Source organism: Brevundimonas pondensis (assembly GCF_017487345.1).
Classification (GTDB): domain Bacteria; phylum Pseudomonadota; class Alphaproteobacteria; order Caulobacterales; family Caulobacteraceae; genus Brevundimonas; species Brevundimonas pondensis.
The window spans coordinates 67412-88117 of the sequence record NZ_CP062006.1 but is presented as its reverse complement, the minus strand read 5'-3'; the positions used below and the strand labels follow the sequence as shown (position 1 = coordinate 88117).

The 20706-nt window shown below is 66.4% G+C and carries 19 protein-coding genes and 1 tRNA gene; 10 read left to right on the top strand and 10 right to left on the bottom strand.

From position 1 onward, the window contains the following. The first annotated feature begins 59 nt into the window (after positions 1-59). A complete protein-coding gene (locus IFE19_RS00425; protein ID WP_207824702.1) occupies positions 60-2318 on the top strand; it encodes a hypothetical protein in 2259 nt (752 codons plus the stop codon). Here the strand turns inward: IFE19_RS00425 and IFE19_RS00420 are convergent. Further along, positions 2315-3346 (bottom strand): glycosyltransferase family 61 protein, encoded by a 1032-nt coding sequence (locus tag IFE19_RS00420; protein WP_207824699.1) that lies wholly within the window; start codon positions 3344-3346, stop codon positions 2315-2317. The genes IFE19_RS00425 and IFE19_RS00420 overlap by 4 nt on opposite strands. A 79-nt stretch (positions 3347-3425) precedes the next feature. Between IFE19_RS00420 and IFE19_RS00415 the strand changes: the two genes are divergently transcribed. The 5 genes from IFE19_RS00415 (at position 3426) to IFE19_RS00395 (ending at position 5273) form a co-directional block, all read left to right on the top strand. Further along, positions 3426-3728 (top strand): hypothetical protein, encoded by a 303-nt coding sequence (locus IFE19_RS00415; RefSeq protein WP_207824697.1) that lies wholly within the window; start codon positions 3426-3428, stop codon positions 3726-3728. Then, positions 3725-4027 carry a hypothetical protein gene (locus tag IFE19_RS00410; RefSeq protein WP_207824695.1) on the top strand — a complete coding sequence of 101 codons (303 nt, stop codon included), beginning with the start codon at positions 3725-3727 and terminating at the stop codon, positions 4025-4027. Before IFE19_RS00415 ends, IFE19_RS00410 begins: the two co-directional genes overlap by 4 nt. Before the next feature lie 110 nt (positions 4028-4137). Next, the gene (locus tag IFE19_RS00405; protein WP_207824693.1) at positions 4138-4638 is read left to right on the top strand and encodes a TIGR02594 family protein; all 501 of its coding nucleotides are present in this window, start codon (positions 4138-4140) and stop codon (positions 4636-4638) included. 52 nt (positions 4639-4690) lie between these two features. Next, a complete protein-coding gene (locus IFE19_RS00400; RefSeq protein WP_207824691.1) occupies positions 4691-5068 on the top strand; it encodes a hypothetical protein in 378 nt (125 codons plus the stop codon). Continuing rightward, the gene (locus IFE19_RS00395) at positions 5016-5273 is read left to right on the top strand and encodes a hypothetical protein (RefSeq protein ID WP_207824688.1); all 258 of its coding nucleotides are present in this window, start codon (positions 5016-5018) and stop codon (positions 5271-5273) included. The genes IFE19_RS00400 and IFE19_RS00395 overlap by 53 nt, the downstream gene beginning before the upstream one ends. Before the next feature lie 241 nt (positions 5274-5514). Here the strand turns inward: IFE19_RS00395 and IFE19_RS00390 are convergent. Next, a tRNA-Met gene (locus tag IFE19_RS00390) sits at positions 5515-5591 on the bottom strand. Between the two features lie 195 nt (positions 5592-5786). On the opposite strand from IFE19_RS00390, the gene IFE19_RS00385 reads away from it, so the two are divergent. The 3 genes from IFE19_RS00385 (at position 5787) to IFE19_RS00375 (ending at position 10586) form a co-directional block, all read left to right on the top strand. Further along, entirely contained in the window at positions 5787-7013 is a 1227-nt protein-coding gene (locus IFE19_RS00385) for a PQQ-dependent sugar dehydrogenase (RefSeq protein ID WP_207824686.1), read from the top strand. A gap of 179 nt (positions 7014-7192) precedes the next feature. Continuing rightward, positions 7193-8398 carry an acetyl-CoA C-acetyltransferase gene (locus tag IFE19_RS00380; RefSeq protein WP_207824684.1) on the top strand — a complete coding sequence of 402 codons (1206 nt, stop codon included), beginning with the start codon at positions 7193-7195 and terminating at the stop codon, positions 8396-8398. 16 nt (positions 8399-8414) lie between these two features. Further along, on the top strand, positions 8415-10586 hold the full coding sequence (locus tag IFE19_RS00375; protein ID WP_207824681.1) for a 3-hydroxyacyl-CoA dehydrogenase NAD-binding domain-containing protein: 2172 nt from the start codon (positions 8415-8417) through the stop codon (positions 10584-10586). Positions 10587-10693: 107 nt separating this feature from the next. On the opposite strand, the gene IFE19_RS00370 is transcribed toward IFE19_RS00375, so the two are convergent. From IFE19_RS00370 to IFE19_RS00360, 3 genes are all read right to left on the bottom strand, one after another. Next, positions 10694-11524: a TIGR02186 family protein gene (locus IFE19_RS00370; RefSeq protein WP_207824679.1), complete on the bottom strand. Its 831-nt coding sequence runs from the start codon at positions 11522-11524 to the stop codon at positions 10694-10696. Then, the gene (locus IFE19_RS00365; RefSeq protein WP_207824677.1) at positions 11524-12447 is read right to left on the bottom strand and encodes a sulfite exporter TauE/SafE family protein; all 924 of its coding nucleotides are present in this window, start codon (positions 12445-12447) and stop codon (positions 11524-11526) included. Before IFE19_RS00365 ends, IFE19_RS00370 begins: the two co-directional genes overlap by 1 nt. A 117-nt stretch (positions 12448-12564) precedes the next feature. Then, a complete protein-coding gene (locus IFE19_RS00360; protein ID WP_225910333.1) occupies positions 12565-15390 on the bottom strand; it encodes an SEL1-like repeat protein in 2826 nt (941 codons plus the stop codon). 222 nt (positions 15391-15612) lie between these two features. On the opposite strand from IFE19_RS00360, the gene IFE19_RS00355 reads away from it, so the two are divergent. Further along, positions 15613-15825: a hypothetical protein gene (locus IFE19_RS00355; protein WP_207824676.1), complete on the top strand. Its 213-nt coding sequence runs from the start codon at positions 15613-15615 to the stop codon at positions 15823-15825. A gap of 96 nt (positions 15826-15921) precedes the next feature. On the opposite strand, the gene argF is transcribed toward IFE19_RS00355, so the two are convergent. The 5 genes from argF to IFE19_RS00330 all read right to left on the bottom strand — a co-directional run bounded on the left by argF (position 15922) and on the right by IFE19_RS00330 (position 20503). After that, the gene (gene argF, locus IFE19_RS00350; protein ID WP_207824674.1) at positions 15922-16839 is read right to left on the bottom strand and encodes an ornithine carbamoyltransferase; all 918 of its coding nucleotides are present in this window, start codon (positions 16837-16839) and stop codon (positions 15922-15924) included. Beyond that, positions 16836-17423: a hypothetical protein gene (locus IFE19_RS00345; protein WP_207824672.1), complete on the bottom strand. Its 588-nt coding sequence runs from the start codon at positions 17421-17423 to the stop codon at positions 16836-16838. The genes argF and IFE19_RS00345 overlap by 4 nt, the downstream gene beginning before the upstream one ends. After that, the gene (locus IFE19_RS00340; RefSeq protein ID WP_207827302.1) at positions 17423-18598 is read right to left on the bottom strand and encodes an aspartate aminotransferase family protein; all 1176 of its coding nucleotides are present in this window, start codon (positions 18596-18598) and stop codon (positions 17423-17425) included. The genes IFE19_RS00345 and IFE19_RS00340 overlap by 1 nt, the downstream gene beginning before the upstream one ends. 130 nt (positions 18599-18728) lie before the next feature. Next, a complete protein-coding gene (locus IFE19_RS00335) occupies positions 18729-19625 on the bottom strand; it encodes a M20/M25/M40 family metallo-hydrolase (RefSeq protein WP_207824670.1) in 897 nt (298 codons plus the stop codon). Positions 19626-19678: 53 nt separating this feature from the next. Beyond that, positions 19679-20503 (bottom strand): ABC transporter permease, encoded by an 825-nt coding sequence (locus tag IFE19_RS00330; RefSeq protein ID WP_207824668.1) that lies wholly within the window; start codon positions 20501-20503, stop codon positions 19679-19681. Between the last annotated feature and the right edge of the window lie 203 nt (positions 20504-20706).

The following is a 20706-nucleotide window of genomic DNA, read 5'->3' as shown; positions in this document are numbered from 1 at the left end:
AGCGCCACCATAACACACCACGCCGCGTCGGACGACGCCGCTTTCCCAAGACGGAGAACATGATGGCCTCTGGTCGCATCATCATCCCCAACTACATGCCCGCGCTTGATATCAATGGTGCGCCAGTGGCTGGAGCGAAGATCTATTTCTTCCTCAACGAAACGACCACGTTGCAGGCGGTCTATACGACTGATGCCCTCAATGTGGCGCACCCCAACCCGGTAATAGCGGACGCAGCCGGGGTGTTTCCGTCGCTCTTTGCGGACCTGAACGCGGTCTATACGATCGCCATCCGCGACGCTGACGATGTGCCGATTGGCGGGCTGCGTGACGTGAACGGCATTCAGGCGGCCGAAAGCACCAACATCAAGGCGGACCGGGACGGCTCCAACCTGTCGGAGGAGGAGGCCGAAAGCTTCGTCGAGAACCTAGGGCTGGCGTCTCGCGTCTATCTGAGCCCGTTGAGCTACGGCGCGGCCGGGGACGGCACATCCAACGACACGACCGCGTGGCTGGCGGTGATCGCCGCCGCCAAATCGACGGGCCTGCCTATCGACGGCGGGAACAAGCTGTATGGCGTGAACTTCGGCTTCTTCAACGGTGGGCTGCCGGGGCTGGGGGCGAACTTCACCATCCGCAACGCGCGGTTCAAGGACCTGAACCCCAACCAGACGACCGGAACGTCGCGGACCCTTCAGTTCTCGGGGGCCGGGGCCAGCTCTACAGACTGGATCGTGCTGGATAACGTCAAGATCGACCGCAACGGCGGATCGTCCGATACCGTCCTGCACTCGAACGTCGGCGTAGAGATCAGCCATGTGGGCTGGGCGCGCGTCACGGGACTGGAGGCGTTCGGCAACAACGCGGGCGAGCTGATCCGGTTCGAGAAAGTCGGCCTTGTCACGGGCGATGTGTATGCCCACGACGGCTTCTACGTCCACACGACACAGACGAACGACACGGTCGAAGGTGTGGTGCTCGTCGACATTGAGACGGCCTTCTTCGCTGCCAAGGTCGCGCGCCTGGGCCGAACTGACCGTACCACGGTGGAGCGCTCGCGCTACTCGCGCGGTGTGACCCTCGACCGTGTGCGCAACGGCGTGATCCAGGTCCATGTCGAGCAAGTGGACCAAGGTGTCGATTTCTCGGGCTACGGCTCGACGCGCGCCAAGGTGACCGGCGTCGTCCGCCACTGCTTCAACAACGGCGTGAAGCTGGCCCATGCTCACTACCGAGACAATATCTCGGGCCTGAACATCGAGCACTGCGGGCGCTACGGCGTTGTCATCGGCGGCCCGACGGATACCGAAGGCCAGCCCTACCAGCAGCAAGTTCGAGTTTCTGGTCTGGTCATCTCGGAAACCGGATCGAACGGCTACTACAAGGACATCGGCTCGCCGACGATGGGTGTCGGGTTGGACCGCAATAGCGGCAATCCCCTGCGCGCGTCCTTCCCCAAGGACGTGGTAGTCGAGGGCAACGTCATCGCTTCTCATGTCGGGTCGGTCGTGGTGTCGCGCACAGGCGGCGATCTTACCATGGCCGACGGTTCTTTCCCTGTGACCAAGGGGAAGCCCGTCACGTTCACTTCGGCGGGAGCCCTTCCGACCGGGCTGACCGCAGGCGTCACATACTGGCTGGGGTGGGACGAACTCGGCCTTACGGTACGCGTGGCCACGTCCTACATCAACGCGCTCGACGGTGTGTTTCTCACACTATCGGGCGGCTCTGGCGTGCACACCATGGCCGGCAAGTCCTTCATGGACTACGGGGGGTTCGTCGACGGGGCTGCGGTAAAGGACCGGGCCGCACCGAATTGGTTCCGGAACAATGTCGTGCGCGGGGCGACGGTTTCCGCCAGCACTGGCTTCGCAGGAACGTTCGCCTACGTCCCCACGGACGAAAATCAAACCCTTGCCGACAACACCTGGACCGATGTCATCCCGAACGGAAACAGCCCCGGTGGCGACTTCATCGCCAAGGTTGATCCCGGAGCGCTCTACAACGCGTCGACCGGCGCGTTCACTCTGGCCGAAGGCCTGTGGGACGTGTCCGGAGTGGTGGCGTTCTCGCCCAACGCCACGGGCATCCGCGATAGCCGACTCGTGCTGGACACCGGGTCGGGGTACAAGAGCCTTTGGGCGCCGCGTCGCATCCTTCCGCAGGACGGCTCGAACCCAGCCGACGTCCCTGTGTCCGAACGGGTGCGCGTTCCGTCCGGCGGCGCGACCCTGAAGGTCCAGAGCCGTCAGGCCAGTGGCGGAGGGGCGCTGAACACTCACGTCAACACGCGTCTGTCGGTTCAGAAGATCGGCTAGAGAGCCCCGGCGATATCAAGCCCTTCGATGGCGCGCGCCATGTCCAAGTTCATCGACGAAATGGCGCCCCTCGCGTCGCGCTCGGTGAATCCCAGGCACTGCACATAGGTCGCCTTGTAGGACTTGATACGGTCCACGAGTGAAAACCGGCGATTGAAGCGCGGGCCGGATAGGGTGACGATATTTAGCGGACCCCCAAGGTGAAACAGAGAGGTGTGCATAGCGGACCCGCTGCATCCGACGATAACGCGGGCGCGGTTAAAGGCGGCGATCTGATCCGCAAGTGGGAGGTCCTGAGGGTGGATAATCTGGTAGCCGGCGCGCGACAACAGCGCCTCGAGCTCCTGCTCCCCATCCACGCATCGGGCCGACCTCAAGCGCGACCGCGAGACATAGATCCTCGGGCCGGGGTGGAAGTCTGAGCGCACAAGGGCGGTTTCTGCAACCCGTCTGTGTTCCATGTCGTGAACGTCGTGAATCACCCCGTCCGTCAGGATCGACGGCAGAGGGACGACGACGCGGCGAAAAAGGGTTGGCCTGTCGGGGCTGATGATCCGGCGCGGGGAGCCCATTTCGGCAAGCGCCAGCTGATACCCTGATAGGGGCGCTGTAATCAGGCTGGGGTTGTCATCCCGCCACCACTGCCGGGCCATGCCGTCCGTCAGCTGGTGGCCGTAATGAGGGATGGTCGGGCCGCCAAACGTGACCACTTCATCGATAACCTGCTCGGCACGAACGGAGGTTTCGGGCGGGTCGTGCTTCGCCAGCTTGGCGGCCGTGATCGGACGAATGCCGGGATAGGAGCCGAATGATACGGTTTCCTCAACCCGCCGCCCGTCCTTGGTGAACAGGCACCGCCATCCGGGCACGAACAGGAGATTTTCCATCTCCACCACACCCGGCGGCCCTTTAACGACCGAGCCGCCCATGACGCTCTTTGAGCGCAATACGTCGGTGTCAGAGATCAGCGTCAGCCCGAGCCATGTCGCGGCGGACAGCTTCGGCTTTTCGATTGTGAACTGGTCCATCCGCACACCGTATCACACCAAATCGCCGATACGCCACAGGCCCCGGTCGGGGCCTTTTTCTTTGCCTGAAAGGCCACTGATGACCACAGCCGAAATCCTCCTGTCTGGAGCCGTGACCATCATGGGGGGCGGAAATATCTGGAACTGGCTCTCCAGCCGGGGAAAGACAAAGGTCGATCTCATCACCCTGGCCCAATCCATCGCGGCCGAGACGATCAAGGCGCTGAAGGACCGAGAGGACGCCCTGCTGGAACGACTGGGTGAGCTTGAGGAGCGGGTAGGCGAACTGTCCGCCCATATCGAGAGCCTGGAATCCGTCATCCGCACCGCTGGCCTGACCCCGCCGCCGCGACCGGCCGCCCGCGTGAGGAAGCCCGCATGATCTGGTGGGCGCTGTGCAAACTGTTCGGCTTTCGGCCCATCTCCCGCGACAGTGCGAGGGATTGGGCCGCGATCCTCTACACGCCGGTCCTGACGATCTGCGCGGTGGCGTTGACCTGGATCATCGTCTGGGGCGGCTGGCCTGCTGAGACGGCCTCACAGCGGCTCAACTTCCTCGGCTGGACCTTGATGGGCCTGCTGGCCCTGATCGCGCTGGGGACGTTCTTCCTTCAGCGCCGGACGGTGAACATCAAGGCAGAAACCCCGGCAGGGTCGGTCGAGATCGAAGAGGCGCGTTAACGGCAAACGGCCCCGGATGGCGAAACCCGAGGCCGCGACCGGCCCCATGCGGTGACCGGGATTCTAGGCATTGCCTAGCCAAACCCTACCACAAATCAGGAGTCAGCCAAATGGCGGACTGGATGACCTACGCCCGGTCTCAGATCGGGGTGCGCGAAGTCGTGGGTGCAAAGCATAGCCCGACGATCATGGGCTGGATCAAGAGCCTCGGAGCCAAGAAGCTCGGGATCACCGTCACCGATGACGAAACGCCGTGGTGCGGAACCTTCGCCGCTCAGGTGATGACGAAGGCCGGACTGGACACGCCGCCGATTGCGGTCAGGGCGTCGTCGTGGGGCCTGTGGGGCCGCAAACTGGTTGCGCCGCGCTATGGCTGCATCCTCGTATTCACGCGGTCCGGCGGCGGCCATGTCGGCTTCTACGTCGGGGAGGACAAGGACTGCTACCACGTCCTAGGGGGCAATCAGGGGAACGCGGTCAGCATCACCCGGATCGCCAAGAACCGCCTGGCCGACGGCGGTATGCGATGGCCGAAGGGACCGGCTCTGCCGCCGCAGAAGCGCATCTATCTGAAGCCGTCTGGCGCGCCGGTGTCGGGGAATGAGGCATGATCGGGCTTGAGGATCGCAAGGCCCGGACCGCCAAGGCAAAGGGGCTGATCCTGTGATCGCCGCCATCAAGGCCTTCGACACGTCTGCCAAGGTCATCTTCGGGCTGCTGGTCCTCGGCATCGTTCTGAGCCTGGCCATGGCCGTCTTCACCATGCGCGGTGCCCGAAACGACGCCCGCAAGGCCGACGCGGGCCAGACCTTCGCCGAGGGGCGCACCGGCGCCGCTCAGGACGCCAGCGCCGTCCGCGACCGCGCCGACACCCGAAACAACCAGATCACCAATGACGTCCAGGAAGGAACCGCCGATGTCCGTCAGGCCCCTGATCGCTCTGCTGCTACTCTCGCCGCTCGCCGGGGCGTGTGCCGGATCAACCCAGGTGCTGGGCCCGACTGTCGGCTGCTCCTCGCTGATCCCCAGCGGGTGGACTGAGCCTGTTCCGTCCGCCGCCCTGCCGCCGGCCGACGCCGTCGAGGCCGACTGGCAGGTGTTTGGGATCGAGCAGACCGGTCAACTCGCCCGCGCCAACGGACGCACGGCGGACGTGGTGGAGATCGTGACGTCCTGCGAGGCGCGGGATGCGGCGGCGGTCAGGCGAATAGAGCGTCCGTGGTGGGCTAAACTCTGGCCGGGCTAGGGGTATCGGTCTGAACGACCCCCTTCCAGCGTCGAGCCCTCAGGTTCCGCTATTCAGGCCCGCTCCGGTTCGCCGGGGCGGGCTTTCGTCGTTCTGGCGCACGAACGACTCGGGAACATGGTTCGGGACTATTCCGGGGATTGAGTCCCGGAGCGGTCCCAATCTTCCCGATACGTTCCGGTCTGTGCGCACCGGCTCCCTGACGGAGAGCGCTCTAACTGATTGTTTTGAAAGCGTTCCGTGGTGGTTGGAGGCGGGATCGAACCGCCGACCTGTGGGTTATGAATCCACCGCTCTAACCATCTGAGCTACCCAACCCCTTACGGGACCTCTCGCGAGGCCGTGACCGACCTGGAGGCGCGAGAGGCGTGCGTATATCGCCGCCTTCCCTCGGGTTCAAGCCGCTTCCGCAGGGAAATCGCGCGGGACGATCGGTCGCGGGCGGTTTCGGCTCGCGCGCGGGGCGGCGAGGCTTCATTCTGACGGGCGACATCTGCTGTTCAGGAGAGCCCCATGCGTCCGATCGTCCTCGCCGCCTCCGCCTCGCTCCTCGTCCTCGCCGCCGCCTGCGGGGCCAATGGGCAGGATGCGCCCGCCGCACCCGGCGCACCCGTCGAGACCCGCCCCGCCAACAATCCGGATCAAAAGCCCGCCTTCGAGGGTCAGACCCGCGCACCAGGCGTCCAGACCGCCGGAACCCTGCGCCACGAAACCATCGCCTCTGGCCTGGTTCACCCCTGGGGTCTGGCCCTGCTGCCGGACGGCCAGTGGCTGGTGACGGAAAAGCCCGGCCGGATGCGGGTGATCAGCGCCCAGGGCCAGGTCGGCGCCCCGATCGCCGGCCTGCCCGCCGTCTCGGCGCGCGGCCAGGGCGGACTGCTGGACGTCATCCTAAGCCCGAGCTTCGCTCAGGACCGGATGATCTACTGGAGCTACGCCGAACCTCGCAACGGCGGCAACGGTACCGCCGTGGCTCGCGGCCGCCTGTCCGACGACCTGTCTAAGGTCGAGAACGTGCAGGTCATCTTCCACGCCCTGCCCACCTATGACGGCGACAAGCATTTCGGCTCGTCCCTGGCCTTTGCCTCGGACGGCAAGCTGTTCATCACGCTCGGCGAACGCTCCGACAAGCCGATGCGGCCCCAGGCCCAGGACCTGGGCTCGCACATGGGCAAGACCATCCGCATCAACGCCGACGGCTCGGTCCCGACCGACAATCCCTTCGTCGGCCAGGCGGGGGCGCGACCCGAGATCTGGTCGTTGGGCCACCGCAACATGCAGGGCATCGCCGTCCAGCCGGGCACGGGCGCGATCTGGACCGTCGAGCACGGCACGCGCGGCGGGGACGAGATCAATCTGGATCAGGCGGGCAGGAACTACGGCTGGCCGGGCGTGGCCTACGGCATCGAATACAACGGCCAGGCCATTCCGGACGCCGTCACGGCGAAGGAAGGCACGGAACAGCCGGTCTATTATTGGGACCCGGTCATCGCGCCCGGCGGCATGACCTTCTACAGCGGCGCCATGTTCCCCGGCTGGCAGGGCAACCTGCTGGTCACAGGTCTGGGCGGCAAGCAGTTGGCGCGACTGGTGCTGCAGAACAACCGCGTCGTCGGCGAGGAGCGCCTGCTCACCGGCCTGAACGAACGCATCCGTGACGTGGCCGTCGCCGCCGACGGCGCCGTCTGGGTCATCACCGACGAAGAAGACGGCAAGCTGGTTCGACTGGCCAAGCCATAAGGAACCTGCGGCGGACGGAGACGCTTCCTCCGTCCGTCAACGCCCTCACGCGCCTTGTTACTTGACGTTGACGTAAACGTCGGGTTTCTACGCACCAAGTTTCAATTCCAGACCCGTCCCTCAAGCAGCGAGGCGCCGCGCGCCGAGCGATAGGGACCCTAGAAGCAAGAGAGACATTCATGGCCGACGCCTACATCTACGACGCCGTGCGCACCCCGCGCGGCAAGGGCAAGAAGGACGGGTCCCTGCACGAGATCACCGCCCTGTCGCTGGCGACGCAGGTGCTGGAGGCGATCCGCGACCGCAACGGCCTGGACACCTCCAAGGTGGACGACGTCATCCTCGGCTGCGTCTCGCCCGTGGGCGAGCAGGGCGCCGACATCGCCCGCACCGCCGTGCTGAACGCCGGCTGGTCGCAGGCCACGGCGGGCGTGCAGATCAACCGCTTCTGCGCCTCGGGTCTGGAAGCCGTGAACATGGCGGCCGCCAAGGTGAAATCCGGCGAAGCCGACTTCGCCGTCGGCGGCGGCGTCGAGGCCATGAGCCGCGTGCCGATGGGCTCGGACGGCGGCGCCTGGCCGGTCGATCCGTCCAGCGCCTTCGCCACCTATTTCGTGCCGCAAGGCGTCTCGGCCGACATGATCGCCTCCAAGTGGGGCTTCAGCCGCGCCGACGTGGACGCCTATTCGGTCGAGAGCCACAAGCGCGCCGCCCAGTCCTGGGCCGAGGGCCGCTTCAAGAAGTCGGTCGTGCCGGTTCTGGACCAGCTGGGCCTGGTGCGCCTCGACCATGACGAGACCATTCGTCCGACCACGGATATGCAGACCCTGGGATCGCTGAACCCGTCGTTCGCCATGATGGGCGAGATGGCCTTCGACAGCGTGATCAACCAGCGCTACCCCGAGGTCGAGCGCGTCAACCACGTCCACACGCCCGGCAACTCCTCGGGCATCGTCGATGGTTCGGCGGGCGTCCTGATCGGTTCGCTGGAAGCCGGCAAGGCCCTGGGCCTGAAGCCGCGTGCGAAAATCCGCGGCGCCGCCTCGATCGGCTCGGAGCCGTCGATCATGCTGACCGGCCCCGAGTTCGTGACCAACAAGCTTCTCGGCAAGCTGGGCATGAAATCGACCGACATCGACCTCTATGAGCTGAACGAGGCCTTCGCCGCCGTCGTCCTGCGCTACATGCAGGCGCTGGACATCCCGCACGACAAGATCAACGTCTGCGGCGGCGCCATCGCCATGGGCCACCCGCTCGGCGCCACCGGCGCCATGATCACCGGCGTGGTGCTGGACGAGCTGGAGCGCTCGGACAAGGAAACCGCCCTCATCACCCTGTGCATCGGCGGCGGCATGGGCACCGCCACCGTCATCGAACGCGTCTGATCGGGAGCGACTGACCATGGAAAACTTCAAGATCGACGTCGACGCCGACGGCATCGCCCTGATCACCTTCGACGTCCCGGGACGCTCGATGAACACCCTGACCTCGTCCGTCATGGCCGAGATCCCGCAGCTGGTGGAACGCATCAAGACCGACGACGCCATCAAGGGCGCGGTCCTGACGTCGGGCAAGGCTTCGGGCTTCTGCGCCGGCGCGGACCTCGGCGACATCGCCGGGGGCATGATCGGCGGCGCCAGCCTGCAGGACGCCTACGACGCCGGCTGGAAGATGAACGGCGCCCTGCGTGCGCTGGAGACCTGCGGCAAGCCCGTGGCTGCGGCCATCAACGGCCTGGCCTTGGGCGGCGGCCTGGAACTGACGCTGGCCTGCCACTATCGCGTGGTCGAGAACGACAACAGGATCCAGCTGGGCCTGCCCGAGATCAAGGTCGGCCTCTTCCCCGGCGGCGGCGGCACCCAGCGCCTGACGCGCCTGATCGGCGTCCAGCCCGCCATGATGGCCATGACCGAAGGCAAGTCCTTCCGTCCCAACGACGCCAAGGGCGCAGGCATCGTCCACGAGATCGCTGAAAAGGGTCAGTCGGTCGAGGCCGCCAAGACCTGGATCAAGAACGGCGGCAAGGCCGTACAGCCGTGGGACGACAAGTCCTTCAAACTACCCGGCGGCGGCCCCTACCACCCGGCCGGCATCCAGAACTTCCTGGTCGGCAATGCGATGATCCGCAAGCAGACCTACGGCAACTATCCCGCCGCGACCAACCTGATGAAGGCCGTCTATGAAGGCGTTCAGGTGCCGATGGACGCCGCTCTGCGCATCGAGACCCGCTACTTCATCAAGACCCTGATGACGCCGCAGGCCCAGGCCATGATCCGCAGCCTCTTCCTGTCCAAGCAGGAACTGGACAAGGGCGCCGTGCGTCCGGCGGGCGTGCCGAAGTCGGACGCCAAGAAGGTCGCCGTTCTGGGCGCCGGCATGATGGGCGCGGGCGTGGCCTATGTGCAGGTCATGGCCGGCATCGAGACCGTCCTGATCGATCAGACCCAGGAAGCCGCCGACAAGGGCAAGGCCCACGTCGAGGAACTGCTGAAGAAGCGTCTGTCGCGCGGCCAGATGACCCAGGAGAAGTTCGACGCCACCCTGGCTCTCGTCACCGCCACCACCGACTATGACCTGATCAAGGGTTCGGACCTGGTCATCGAGGCCGTGTTCGAAAACCGCGAGATCAAGGCCGACGTGACCAAACGCGCCGAGGCGCAATTGGCTGAAGGCGCCGTCTTCGGCTCCAACACCTCGACCCTGCCGATCACCGGTCTGGCCGAAGCATCCGTGCGCCCCGAGGACTTCATCGGCATCCACTTCTTCTCGCCCGTCGACAAGATGATGCTGGTCGAGATCATCCTCGGCGAGAAGACCGGCCCGGCGGCCATCGCCAAGGCCATCGACTATGTGCTGAAGATCAAGAAGACGCCGATCGTGGTCAATGACAGCCGCGGCTTCTACACCTCGCGCTGCTTCTCCACCTTCCTGATGGAAGGCATGGCCATGCTCGAGGAAGGCTACGCCCCGGCCCTGATCGACAACGTCGGCCGCATGACCGGCATGCCGCGCGGCCCGCTGGAGATGCACGACGACGTGGCTCTGGACCTGTCCTACAAGATCGCCAAGCAGACGGCGCTGGACCTGGGCGACGCCTATATCCCGGCCGAGGGCGCCGACATCGTCGCCAAGATGGTCGAAGGCGGTCGTTACGGGCGCAAGAACGGCAAGGGTTTCTACGACTATGACACCAAGCCCAAGACCCTGTGGACGGGTCTGTCGGAACTGGCTCCGGTCAAGTTCGACGATTCGACCCCGGAACTGGTCGATGAGTTGAAGACGCGCCTGCTGTATCGTCAGGCCGTCGAGGTTGCCCGCTGCTGGGCCGAGGGCGTCATCGACGACCCGCGTGAAGCCGACCTGGGCGCCATCCTGGGCTGGGGCTTCGCCCCCTGGTCGGGCGGCCCGATCACCCTGATCGACCAGACCGGCCTGAAAGCCTTCGTCGAGACCGCCGATCGCCTGACCGCGACCTACGGCGATCGCTTCAAGGTGCCGGAACTGCTGCGCGAGATGGCCGCCAAGGGCGAAACCTTCTACGGCCGCTTCGCCCCGGAGAAGAAGGCGGCCTGATCCGGCTGACTTCGGACTGAAACGGAAAGGGCGGCTCGCAGGAGCCGCCCTTTTTCATTCCCCCGTCGCTCAAGCAGCGCGCCGCCGCGCGGCGCGCGATAGCGACACTAACGACTCCTGAACACCCGCGACGCCGCATAGCCCGTAAACGCCGCCAGGATGACGCACAGCACGCCGTAGGACCATGGCCGCCGGTGGGCGAACTCATAGATGTCGCGCTCCAGCCCGACCTTCTCGACGGTCAGGGTCAGGTTGGAGACCGAGACCGGCGCGCCTTCCTGAAACAGCCAGACCTCGGCGTAGTATTTGCCGGTCGGGGCCACGGTGGGCAGCTCGACCTCGGCGCGGAACAGGCCCTTGTCGACGAACTGCACCCCGTCGGGGTCGGTGTTGTAGAGGGCCGCCGCCTCCTTCAGCCGGATCACGGCGCGGCGCCAGTCCAGGTAGTTCTCGCCCAGACGGCTGACCACCACATCGCGCACGCCATAGCGGGTGACCGTGCGGCTTTCCTGCGGCGCGTCGATGCGCAGGTGGTCGACGCCGACGCCGAGCCGGCGCAGCTGGCCGAAGTCGGCCACGTCCGACAGGGGCCGGGTCGAAGCGGTCATGTAGAAGCCCGGCGCGCCCTCGAACAGGACCGGGCGGCTGTTCAGCCAGACGCCCATGTTGCGGGTCTTCTTGACCAGACGCACCGGGGCGTCGGGACCACGCACCACCACCACCACGTCGGCGGGCACGTCGGTCGGATTGAACACGGCGCCGTAGAGGACGATGGAGGCACCGCGGAAGCTGGAGTCGACCTTGACCTGGGCGTCGGTCAGGGCGGCGGCGACGCGCACCTCGCCCTCGGTGGCGATCGAGCGTTCGATGACGCCCGGCGCCGGGGCGGGGGCGGGCGCGACGACGGGCGCGGGTTCGGGCGGCAGGGCCTGGAACATCAGTCCCCCACCCCCGGCGCCAACAGGAAGAGGTCGCTGGGCCGCACGAACAGCTCCAGCCCCATCTGGATGCCGACCAGCAGGACGATCAGGCCGAGCGCCGCGCGCATCTCCTCGGCGCGGAAGCGGCCCGACAGCTTGGCCCCGAACTGGGCGCCCACGACCCCGCCCAGCAGCAGGATGGTCGACAGGACGATGTCCACCGTCTGGTTGCGCCCGGCCTGCAGAATAGTGGTGATGGCCGTGGTGATGATGATCTGGAACAGGCTGGTGCCAACCACAACGCTGGCCCGCATCCGCAGCACATAGAGCATGGCCGGGACCAGGATGAAGCCGCCGCCCACCCCCATGATGGCTGACAGGACGCCCGCGAAGACGCCCAGGCCAAACGGCGGAATGGCGCTGATGTAGAGGCCCGAGCGCGGGAACCGCATGCGGAAGGGCAGGCCGTACAGCCACATGGGGCGGCGACGTTCCTTGCGCGGCGGGGTCTCGCCCCGCACCCGATGCAGGATCTGCGTCAGGCTTTCGTACAGCATCATCGAACCGATGGCGCCGAGGAAGACAAGGTAGGAGACGGCCACAACCAGATCCGCCTGACCCAGCAGGCGCAGGTAGCGGAACAGCTCCACGCCCGCGAGCGCCCCCAGCGCCCCGCCCACGGCCATGATACCGCCGATGCGGTAGTCGACCGCCTTCATGCCCGAATAACGGATCACGCCCGAGGTCGAGGAGGCGACGACGTGGCTGGCCTGGCTGGCGACGGCCACGGTCGGGGGGATGCCCATGAAGACGAGGACCGGCGCCATCAGGAAGCCCCCGCCGATGCCGAACAGGCCCGAGACAAAGCCGACCAGCGCCCCCAGCATCACCAGGAACGGCCAGTTCACCGAAACCTCGGCGATCGGCAGGTAAATATCCACGGCACGCGCCTTCGGCTGGAAGGGAACGCAGAACAGCGCCGGAAAGGCGATCAGGCTTCTGGTCTTAGCGAGCGTCGCGACGAACCGCCACCCCCGCCGCCGCTTCGACGCGTCTCGTTACGCGACCGGCTCGACCGTGAAGGCGTCGGCGGCCTCGCGCGCGACACGGCGCGTCTCGGCCGAGGTCAGGGGCGTCAGCCGCTGCACCGCCGCCAAGGCCTGCTGGTCGCCGCGTCGGGCCGCGATCATGTACCACTTGAAAGCCTCGGTCGCGTTGGGAACCACGCCCTCGTCGCCCTTCTCGTACAGGCGCGCGACATTGTACTGACTGTCGACCCGTCCAGCCTCGGCCGCCTTTTTCAGCCAGACCAAGGCCTCGGCGCGATTTCGCGCGCCGCCTTCACCGTCATATAGCTGCATGGCGTAGTAGTGCATGGCCCGGGCCTCGCCGCCCTCGGCCGCGCGCCGCGCCCAGGCGCGCGCCTCCGCCGGATCGGGCGTCAGACCGGCGCCGCCTTCCTGGTAGAGACCGGCCAGACGCATCTGCGCCGGGCCATAACCCAGATCAGCCGCACGTTTCAGCGACTCCAGACCACTGTCGTCGCCGCTGTCGATCAACGACACGCCGCGCGTATAGAGCGCCGCTCCCTCGGTCGCCGCCACATCGGGCGACGGCACGGCTTCGGTCGGCGTCGCGTTGAGCGCTACGGCGGCGATCGGGGCTTCGGTCGTTTCAGGCGCCGGCGCCCCGCCCGTCAGGGTCGCCATGTCCGGCAGGACCAGGCCCGAACCCTCGGCCAGTTGCAGCGAGGCGTAGCCGCCGCCCGTGGCCAGGGCCGCCACAGCCATGGCGCCCAGGGTCTTGCGCATGGTCGAGCCTTCGCGACGAGCCTGCTTGTCCAAACGTTCCTGCAGCTTGGACTTGCCGCCACGCTTCAGACCAAAGCCCTTCCGCGGCGCCTCCTCGGCGCCAGTCATGGCGGCGCGAGCCGCGTCCAGGGTGTCGCGAGTCGACGCCCGGCCCGCCGCCGCGCCGGCCTTCAGCGCCGCCGGGTCGATAAAGTCGATATCGGCTGAAAAGCCGTCTTCTTCCTCGTCGTCCGGTCCGTCTACAAGCGGCGGCAACCCGCCCGCACTCGAGGGGCCCCCGGTCAGGACGTCCCGCACATCAGCGCCGCCGAAGTCGCCCATCGGCTCGTCGAACGCCGGCTCGACCCCCTCGTCGAGATCGATCGACACCGCGCCAAACCGGGCCCGTTCCGGCGAAGAGCCGAACAGGGCGCTAGGCGACGCCTCAGCCTGCGTACTCTCGGCGACGGCGTTTAGTTCCGCGTCCAGCGGATCGGCGAAGACCGGCTCCGGGTCACTGACCAGCGGGGTGGGGAAGGGCGCGGCGTCCAGCACCCCGCCCAGGGTGTCGTCAGACCAGATGTCATCGACCGGATCGGCGAAAGCAGCGGCGCGCCAGTCGCCGCTCGGACTCTCGGCCGGACTCCATGGAGCCGGTTCAGGGCTTTCCAGCGGAGTTTCCCGACGGACGGCGCGAGCCTCGCGCTGCTCGATGCTGTCGCGGGCTTCCGCCAGGAGTCGCGCCGTGCGCTCCTCGCTCTGACGCATCCGTTCGCCCAGTTCGCCCGAAGCGCGCTCATGTCGCTGCTCGCTCTTGTCGGCGGTCTCGGCGAGACGTCGGCCGATATCGTCCAGGGCCTGGGCCGAACGGCGCTCCGACTGGGCGATGCGTTCGCTTAAACGATCCGAAATGCGGGTGATCTCGCCGCCCAGTCGTTCAAGCGCCAGAGCATGCTGGTCGTCGGATCGGGTGATGCGCTGATCCACAGCCTGGACGTGGCGCTGCAGTTCACGATCCAGCTTCTCGTTCAGTTCGCGGCCGAGGGCCTCGACGCCCGTAGCGGCGCCGTCGGCTTCCACCTTCTCGACGCGCTGGTTCAGGTTCTGAGCGATGCGCAGAACCTCGCGGCCCATGGCCTCCACGGCGTCGGCCGAGCGCTGCTCGGCGGCGCGCGTCTGGTCGCCGACGGCGGCCAGGGCGCGTTCGATGCGATCCACCCGCCCCTCGGTTTCGGCCACGTCGAGACGCCGCATCATCTCGACGCGGCTGCCTTCGACCTGACGGGTCAGGGTCTCGGCCAGCTTCTCGAAGCGCGCGGCCTCGCGAGCATGTTCCGGCTCGATGCGGCCCTCGGCGTCGCGCAGGCGCAGATCCAGGGCGGCGAACGACCGCTCCAGCCCCTTCAGGGCTTCCGAAGTGCGCTCCTGCGCCTCGTCCAGACGCAAGCCCACCTGAGCCAGAACCTCGGTTCCAGGACCGGGGCCGGCGGCGGCTTCCGCCACTTCCATCCTCGCGCGCAACTCGCCGATGGTGTTGCGCTGACGCTCATCCAGGTCGAACAGACGGCTGGAGACGGCGCCGAGTGCGGCGTCCAGTCGAGCAAAGCCCTCCTCGGTCCTTGGACCCGCTTCCTGCTCGAAACGACGCAGGCGCTTGTGACCCTCGCGCAACTCATCAGCGATGTCGTCGATGCGGCGGGCATAGCCCAGGCCGATCTCGTCCTGCTTCTCCAGCCGGCGCACCAGACCGGCCACGGCTTGATCCACACCCTGGATGGCGACGGTCGATCGGCGCTCGACGGCCTCCAGACGCTCGGCGATGACCTCCAGCGAGGCGCCGATCCGACCCGCGCGATCGTCCTCGTAGCCATAGACGTCGTCCAGACGGCGCGAGCGGCTGCGACGGTCATAGGGATCGGGAATGGGCGTGCGGCGCGGCAGGGGCGTGACGCCCTCGTCCTCGTCCGGCTCGTCCATGATCATGGAATTCAGCCACTCGCCCAGCGTCATGCCGGAGCGACGCGCAAGGTCCTTGGCGATCTCGCGAGCCTTGGGGTCGATCCCCTTCACGCTCCACGGCGCTGCTGCGCTCACTGATTCGCCTCCCGAGTCTTTGTGGGACGCTACCGCTCCAGATCAAGCGTGTAAACGTGTCGTTAACCGCAATATCTGGCGCCTGAGACGAGAGAATCGCCCGCAACGCTTGATCGCGACCAGCCGCTTTTCACGCCGGCATGGTTAACGTCGCGTTTAGATTCATCTTCTCGCGGATTTCCGCCTTGCGGAGCGACGCCCCAGGCGCCACCTGCCCTCGCCATGAGCCCCTCGCTGACCTTGACCCTTCTGGCCGCCACGATCGCCGTCGCCGTCTTTTCCGGCTGGCGCGGCGCCCGTCCGCCGGACTTGTCGAAGGGTCCACGCATGATGCCGTGGCGTTTCATCATGCTGGTGGCAGGGGCGCTGACCTTCCTGCTGCTGATCCACCTGGCCTCGACCCTGAGCGGGCGACCCCTCCCCACGCCCTACTGAGACGGGCGGCCTTCCCTGATGATGCGGGAGGCAGGCATACGGCCCTCAAACAGCCTCGCCCCGCGGGCGAGGCGTTAGGACCTTTCGCAGGCGGCTTCAGTCGCCTGCGAAACACCAAGCCAAGACGGCCTTCTGGGCGTGGATGCGGTTCTCGGCCTCGTCCCAGATCAGGGACTGCGGGCCGTCGATGACGGCGTCCGTCACCTCTTCGCCGCGGTGCGCGGGGAGGCAGTGCAGGAAGACGGCGTCGGCGTTGGCCAGCTCCATCAGGGCCTCGTCGACGGTATAGGGCTCGAAGGCGGCCAGGCGCGCCTCATAGTCCTGATCGCCCATCGACACCCAGGTGTCGGTGACGACGACGTCGGCGCCAGCGACGGCCTCGCGCGGGTCGGAGGTCAGGTGGACGTAGGCGCCGCCCTTCTCCAGATCGCGCAGATCCGGGTGGTATTCCGCCGGGCAGGCCACATTCAGACGGAAGCCGAACTTGGCCGCCGCGTGCATGAAGCTGTGGCAGACGTTGTTGCCGTCGCCGACCCAGGCGATGGTCTTGCCCGTCACCGGGCCCATATGCTCCTCGATCGTCAGCAGGTCGGCCAGGATCTGGCACGGGTGGCTGCGGTCGGTCAGACCATTGACCACCGGCACGCTTGAGACGCGGGCGAAACGCTCGACATCCTCATGGTTGTTGGCGCGGATCATCACGGCGTCGACCATGCGCGACAGGACCTTGGCCGTGTCCTCGACCGGCTCCCCGCGGCCCAGCTGCATGTCCGAGGCGGTGGCGATGATGGCCGAGCCGCCCAGCTGACGAATGGCCGCGTCGAAGCTGAAGCGGGTGCGCGTCGAATTCTTCTCGAAGATCATGGCCAGGACGCGATCCTTGCCCGGCGCGTCGGCGTCGGGACGCCCCTGCGGCCAGCCCTTGCGCGCCTGCTTGCGGGCGTGGGCGTCGTCCAGGATGGCGCGCAGGTCGGCGGCGTCGAGACGATGAATATCAAGGAAGTGACGGGTCAATTCAGATGATCCAGATTGTCTTTCAGGTCACAAGCGTAAAGCCATTGGTCGATCTCCATCGCAGACCAACCCATCGCATTTGAGGCGATCTTCACGAGCGAGACGTAGTCGACCCACTCTTTCGGACTGTAAGCACGCATCATTTGCTTGGCGCTACCGCGTTCCAATCGGGCGCCGGTCCGCACGAACCCCAAATGATTTAGCGTCGTCCAGGCTCGCCGATCGATTACCGGCCATCTATCCGGATGCGTCCAGCACAGCAGCGCCGAGGCGCGCGGAATATCTACTCCGCGCAAACTCGTAAGAAGGCCAATCCTCACGCGCTCATCTTCAAGCTGAGATGAAAACGCAATGCGTGTAACGGCCTCAACGATGTGAGACTCGTTCAACGCAACATGATGCATGCCCTGCGAAGACTTCAGCTTTGCTAGACGTAGGAACTCATCGAACTTTAAGTACCCGCGCTCACGAACCGGCGCCATCGAGGCAGAAAGCGCGCGAACCTCATCAAGTAGCGGCGGCCGGTGCGATGGCCAGCCGCGCGCCTCGATGATTCTCGCTAGCTTCCTGCCTTCCGCTTCCATCAGGCCGACAGCTTCGTCCGGGCGAACTCGCAGGCGGTTTCAAACTTCTCGACAGCCTCGCGGGCCTCTTCGAGGGTGATGTTCAGCGGCGGCAGGATGCGGACCAGGTTGTCGCCGCCGCCGGCGACCAGCAGCCTGGCCTCGTCGCGAGCCCAACCCATGAATTCGCGGTTGTTGGGGACCAGCTTGACGCCGACCAGCAGACCCTTGCCGCGCACCTCGACGATCACGTCGGGGAAGCGCTCGGCCAGGCCGTGCAGTTGCTGCTTCAGGTAGCCGGCGACCTCGTTGACGTTGGCGATGACGGCGTCCGACGACACCTCGTCAAAGGCGGCCTGGCCGACGGCCATGGCCAGGGGGTTGCCGCCGAAGGTCGAGCCGTGGGCGCCGACCGTCATGCCCTTGGCCGCCTCGGCCGTCGACAGGCAGGCGCCGATGGGGAAGCCGCCGCCCAGGGCCTTGGCCACCGCCATGATGTCCGGGGTCATGCCGGCCCATTCGTGGGCCCACAGCTTGCCGGTCCGGCCCATGCCGCACTGGACTTCGTCGAAGATGATCAGGACGCCGTGCTTGTCGGCCATCTCGCGCATCCAGCGCAGTTCCTCTTCCGGCGTGGCGCGGCAGCCGCCCTCGCCCTGAACCGGCTCCAGGATGATCGCCGCCGTGGTCGGGTTCTCGAAGGCCGCGGTCAGGGCGTCCTTGTCGCCCCACTTCAGCTGATGGAAACCTTCCATCTTGGGGCCGAAGCCCTCGGTGTAGCTGGGGTTGGCGGCGGCGTTGATCGCGCCATAGGTGCGGCCGTGGAAGGAGCCGTCGAAGCCGTAGATGTCGATGCGTTCCGGCTGGCCGTTGGCCGAGTGGAACTTGCGCGCCGTCTTCAGGGCGCATTCGACCGCCTCGGTGCCCGAGTTGGTGAAGAAGACCACGTCGGCGAAGGACTTGGCGCACAGGGCGTCAGCCAGGGCGTCCTGGCCCGGAATCTTGAAGATGTTGGAGACGTGCCACAGCTTCTCGGCCTGGTCCTTGACCGCCTGCACCAGCTTGGGGTGGGCGTGGCCCAGGGCGTTGGTCGAGATGCCCGAGACGCAGTCCAGGTATTCGGTCCCGTCGGTGGACCACAGGCGGACGCCCTGGCCGCGCTCCACTTCCAGCGGCGCGCGATTGTAGACACCCATCAGATGACCGGACACAGGCAGACTCCATAAAGCGAGACGGCCCCGGCGCATCAGCGACGGGACCGCTTTTCAAAAGGCGTCGAACTTGTCGGGCGCTATGGGCCCTTAGTCAACACCGCGCCGACCGCTGTCAGCGCAGTTGCGCGTCCAGCTTCTGGATCAGGGCGGCGTAGGTGGCGCCCGCCGTGGCGATGGTCGCGCCCTCGACGGCTTCGATGGCGTCGTCCTTCGAGTGAATCACGCGGAAGACCTGCGGCACGAAGCCCTCGGCCAGCCCCTTGTTCTCGCCGCCGTTGAAGGCCAGCCACATCTGGTGGGCGCCGACCTCGTCCTGGAAGCCCAGCGACACCACCGGCGCGCCCGCCGCCGAGAAGGCGCGGTCGTCGGACGGCGGATACTCGGGGAAGCCGACACACTGCATGGCCCGTTCGGCGCACAGCTCCTGAACCGCGCGGGTGACGAAGGCCGACTGCGCCCCATTGTTCTGGCCGTACATCATGGTGTCGCCATAGGCGGCGACGTCCGAGTTCACCACGGCGGCGACGTTGGCGATCCCGTGCGCCTCGATCCACTTGCGCGCGCCGATCAGACCCAGCTCTTCCTGATCGAAAAAGATGACGCGGACGCGGTGCGACAGCGGCTTGTCCTTGAGGATCTTGGCCGCCTCGATCAGGGCGACCACCGAACCAGCGTTGTCGATAACGCCTTGCGACATGGTCCCGTCGCGCAGCTTGACCGCGTCATAGTGGGCGGTCAGCAGGATTTCTTTCGCGCCTTCACCGATGGTGACGACCACATTGGAGCCCTGCATCGGACCTCCGCGACCGCCGCCTTCAAAGGTCTCGACGGTCGGGTTGAAGCCGGCGGCGCGCAGCTGGCCTACCAGGATGTTCATCCGCTCGGCGTTGGACGGCTGGACGTAGGCGCCGACCTGGGCCTTCAAAGCCTCTGCGTCTTGCGCCAGCGAAGGCGTGGACAGAAGCGCGGCGACGGCGACGGCCGAAGCGAGGACGGAACGGAACAGCATGAAGGACCTCCCTGAGGCCCCTCTCCCCGGAGCCGATCCGCCTTGCTAACGGCTCAGCTCTTCAGGCGCCAGCCCGAACGGAACACCAACCAGCAGGCCGCACCCATCAGCACCGTCAGCACCGCGCTCATCACCACCCCGATCAGCAGATTGCCCTCCGCATGACCGATGAAGCCGGCTCGGAAGCCGTCGATCAGGTAGAAGAAGGGGTTGAAGCGGCTGATGCTGGCGAAGGGCTGCGGCAAGCTGTCGATCAGGTAGAAGGTGCCCGACAGGAAGGTCATCGGCATGACCACGAAGTTCTGCACCGCCGACAGATGGTCGAACTTCTCGGACCACAGACCCGCCAGCACGCCCGTCATCCCCATCAACAGCGAGGCGATCAGGCCGAACCAGACGATCAGGGCGACATTGGCCACGCCCAGCTTGGCGAACGGCAGGACGCACAGGGCCGTCACCAGACCCACGGCCACGCCGCGCGTCGCCGCGCCCAGGGTGAAGCCGATGGTCAGCTCCAGCGGGCTGAGCGGCGGGGTCAGGAAGTCGGTCGCCGTGCCCATGATCTTGGCCTGGATCAGGCTGGACGAGGCGTTGGCGAAGGCGTTCTGCAGGATGGCCATCATGATCAGGCCGGGAGCCACGAACTCGGCGAAGGGGGTGCCGTGCAGCGGCGGCCGCGCGCCCTTCAGGGCCACGACGAAGACCAGCATATAGAGCAGGGTGGTCACCACCGGGGCCGCCACGGTCTGGGCGCCCACCTTCCAGAAACGGCGGACCTCGCGCAGGTAGAGGGTGCGCAGCCCCACCCAGTTGATCCCGTCATAGCGACGCGGCTGGGGCAGGCCGGAAGGGCGAGTGGCGGCGAGATCGGTCTTCATAGGCGCCCAGATGCGCCCGCAAAGCTGGTTTCGCAAGGCGCCCGACGTTCGCCGAGCCGACTTAAAACTGAGTCAAAACGGGACATTAACCACACTACATCTGGTTTCTGTGGACAGCCGAATTGCCACATCTTGCGTGTTTTAAGACCTGCTTTACGATTAGTAGCAGGTCGAGGCGGAAAAATTCGTCGGCGGCCCAAGAT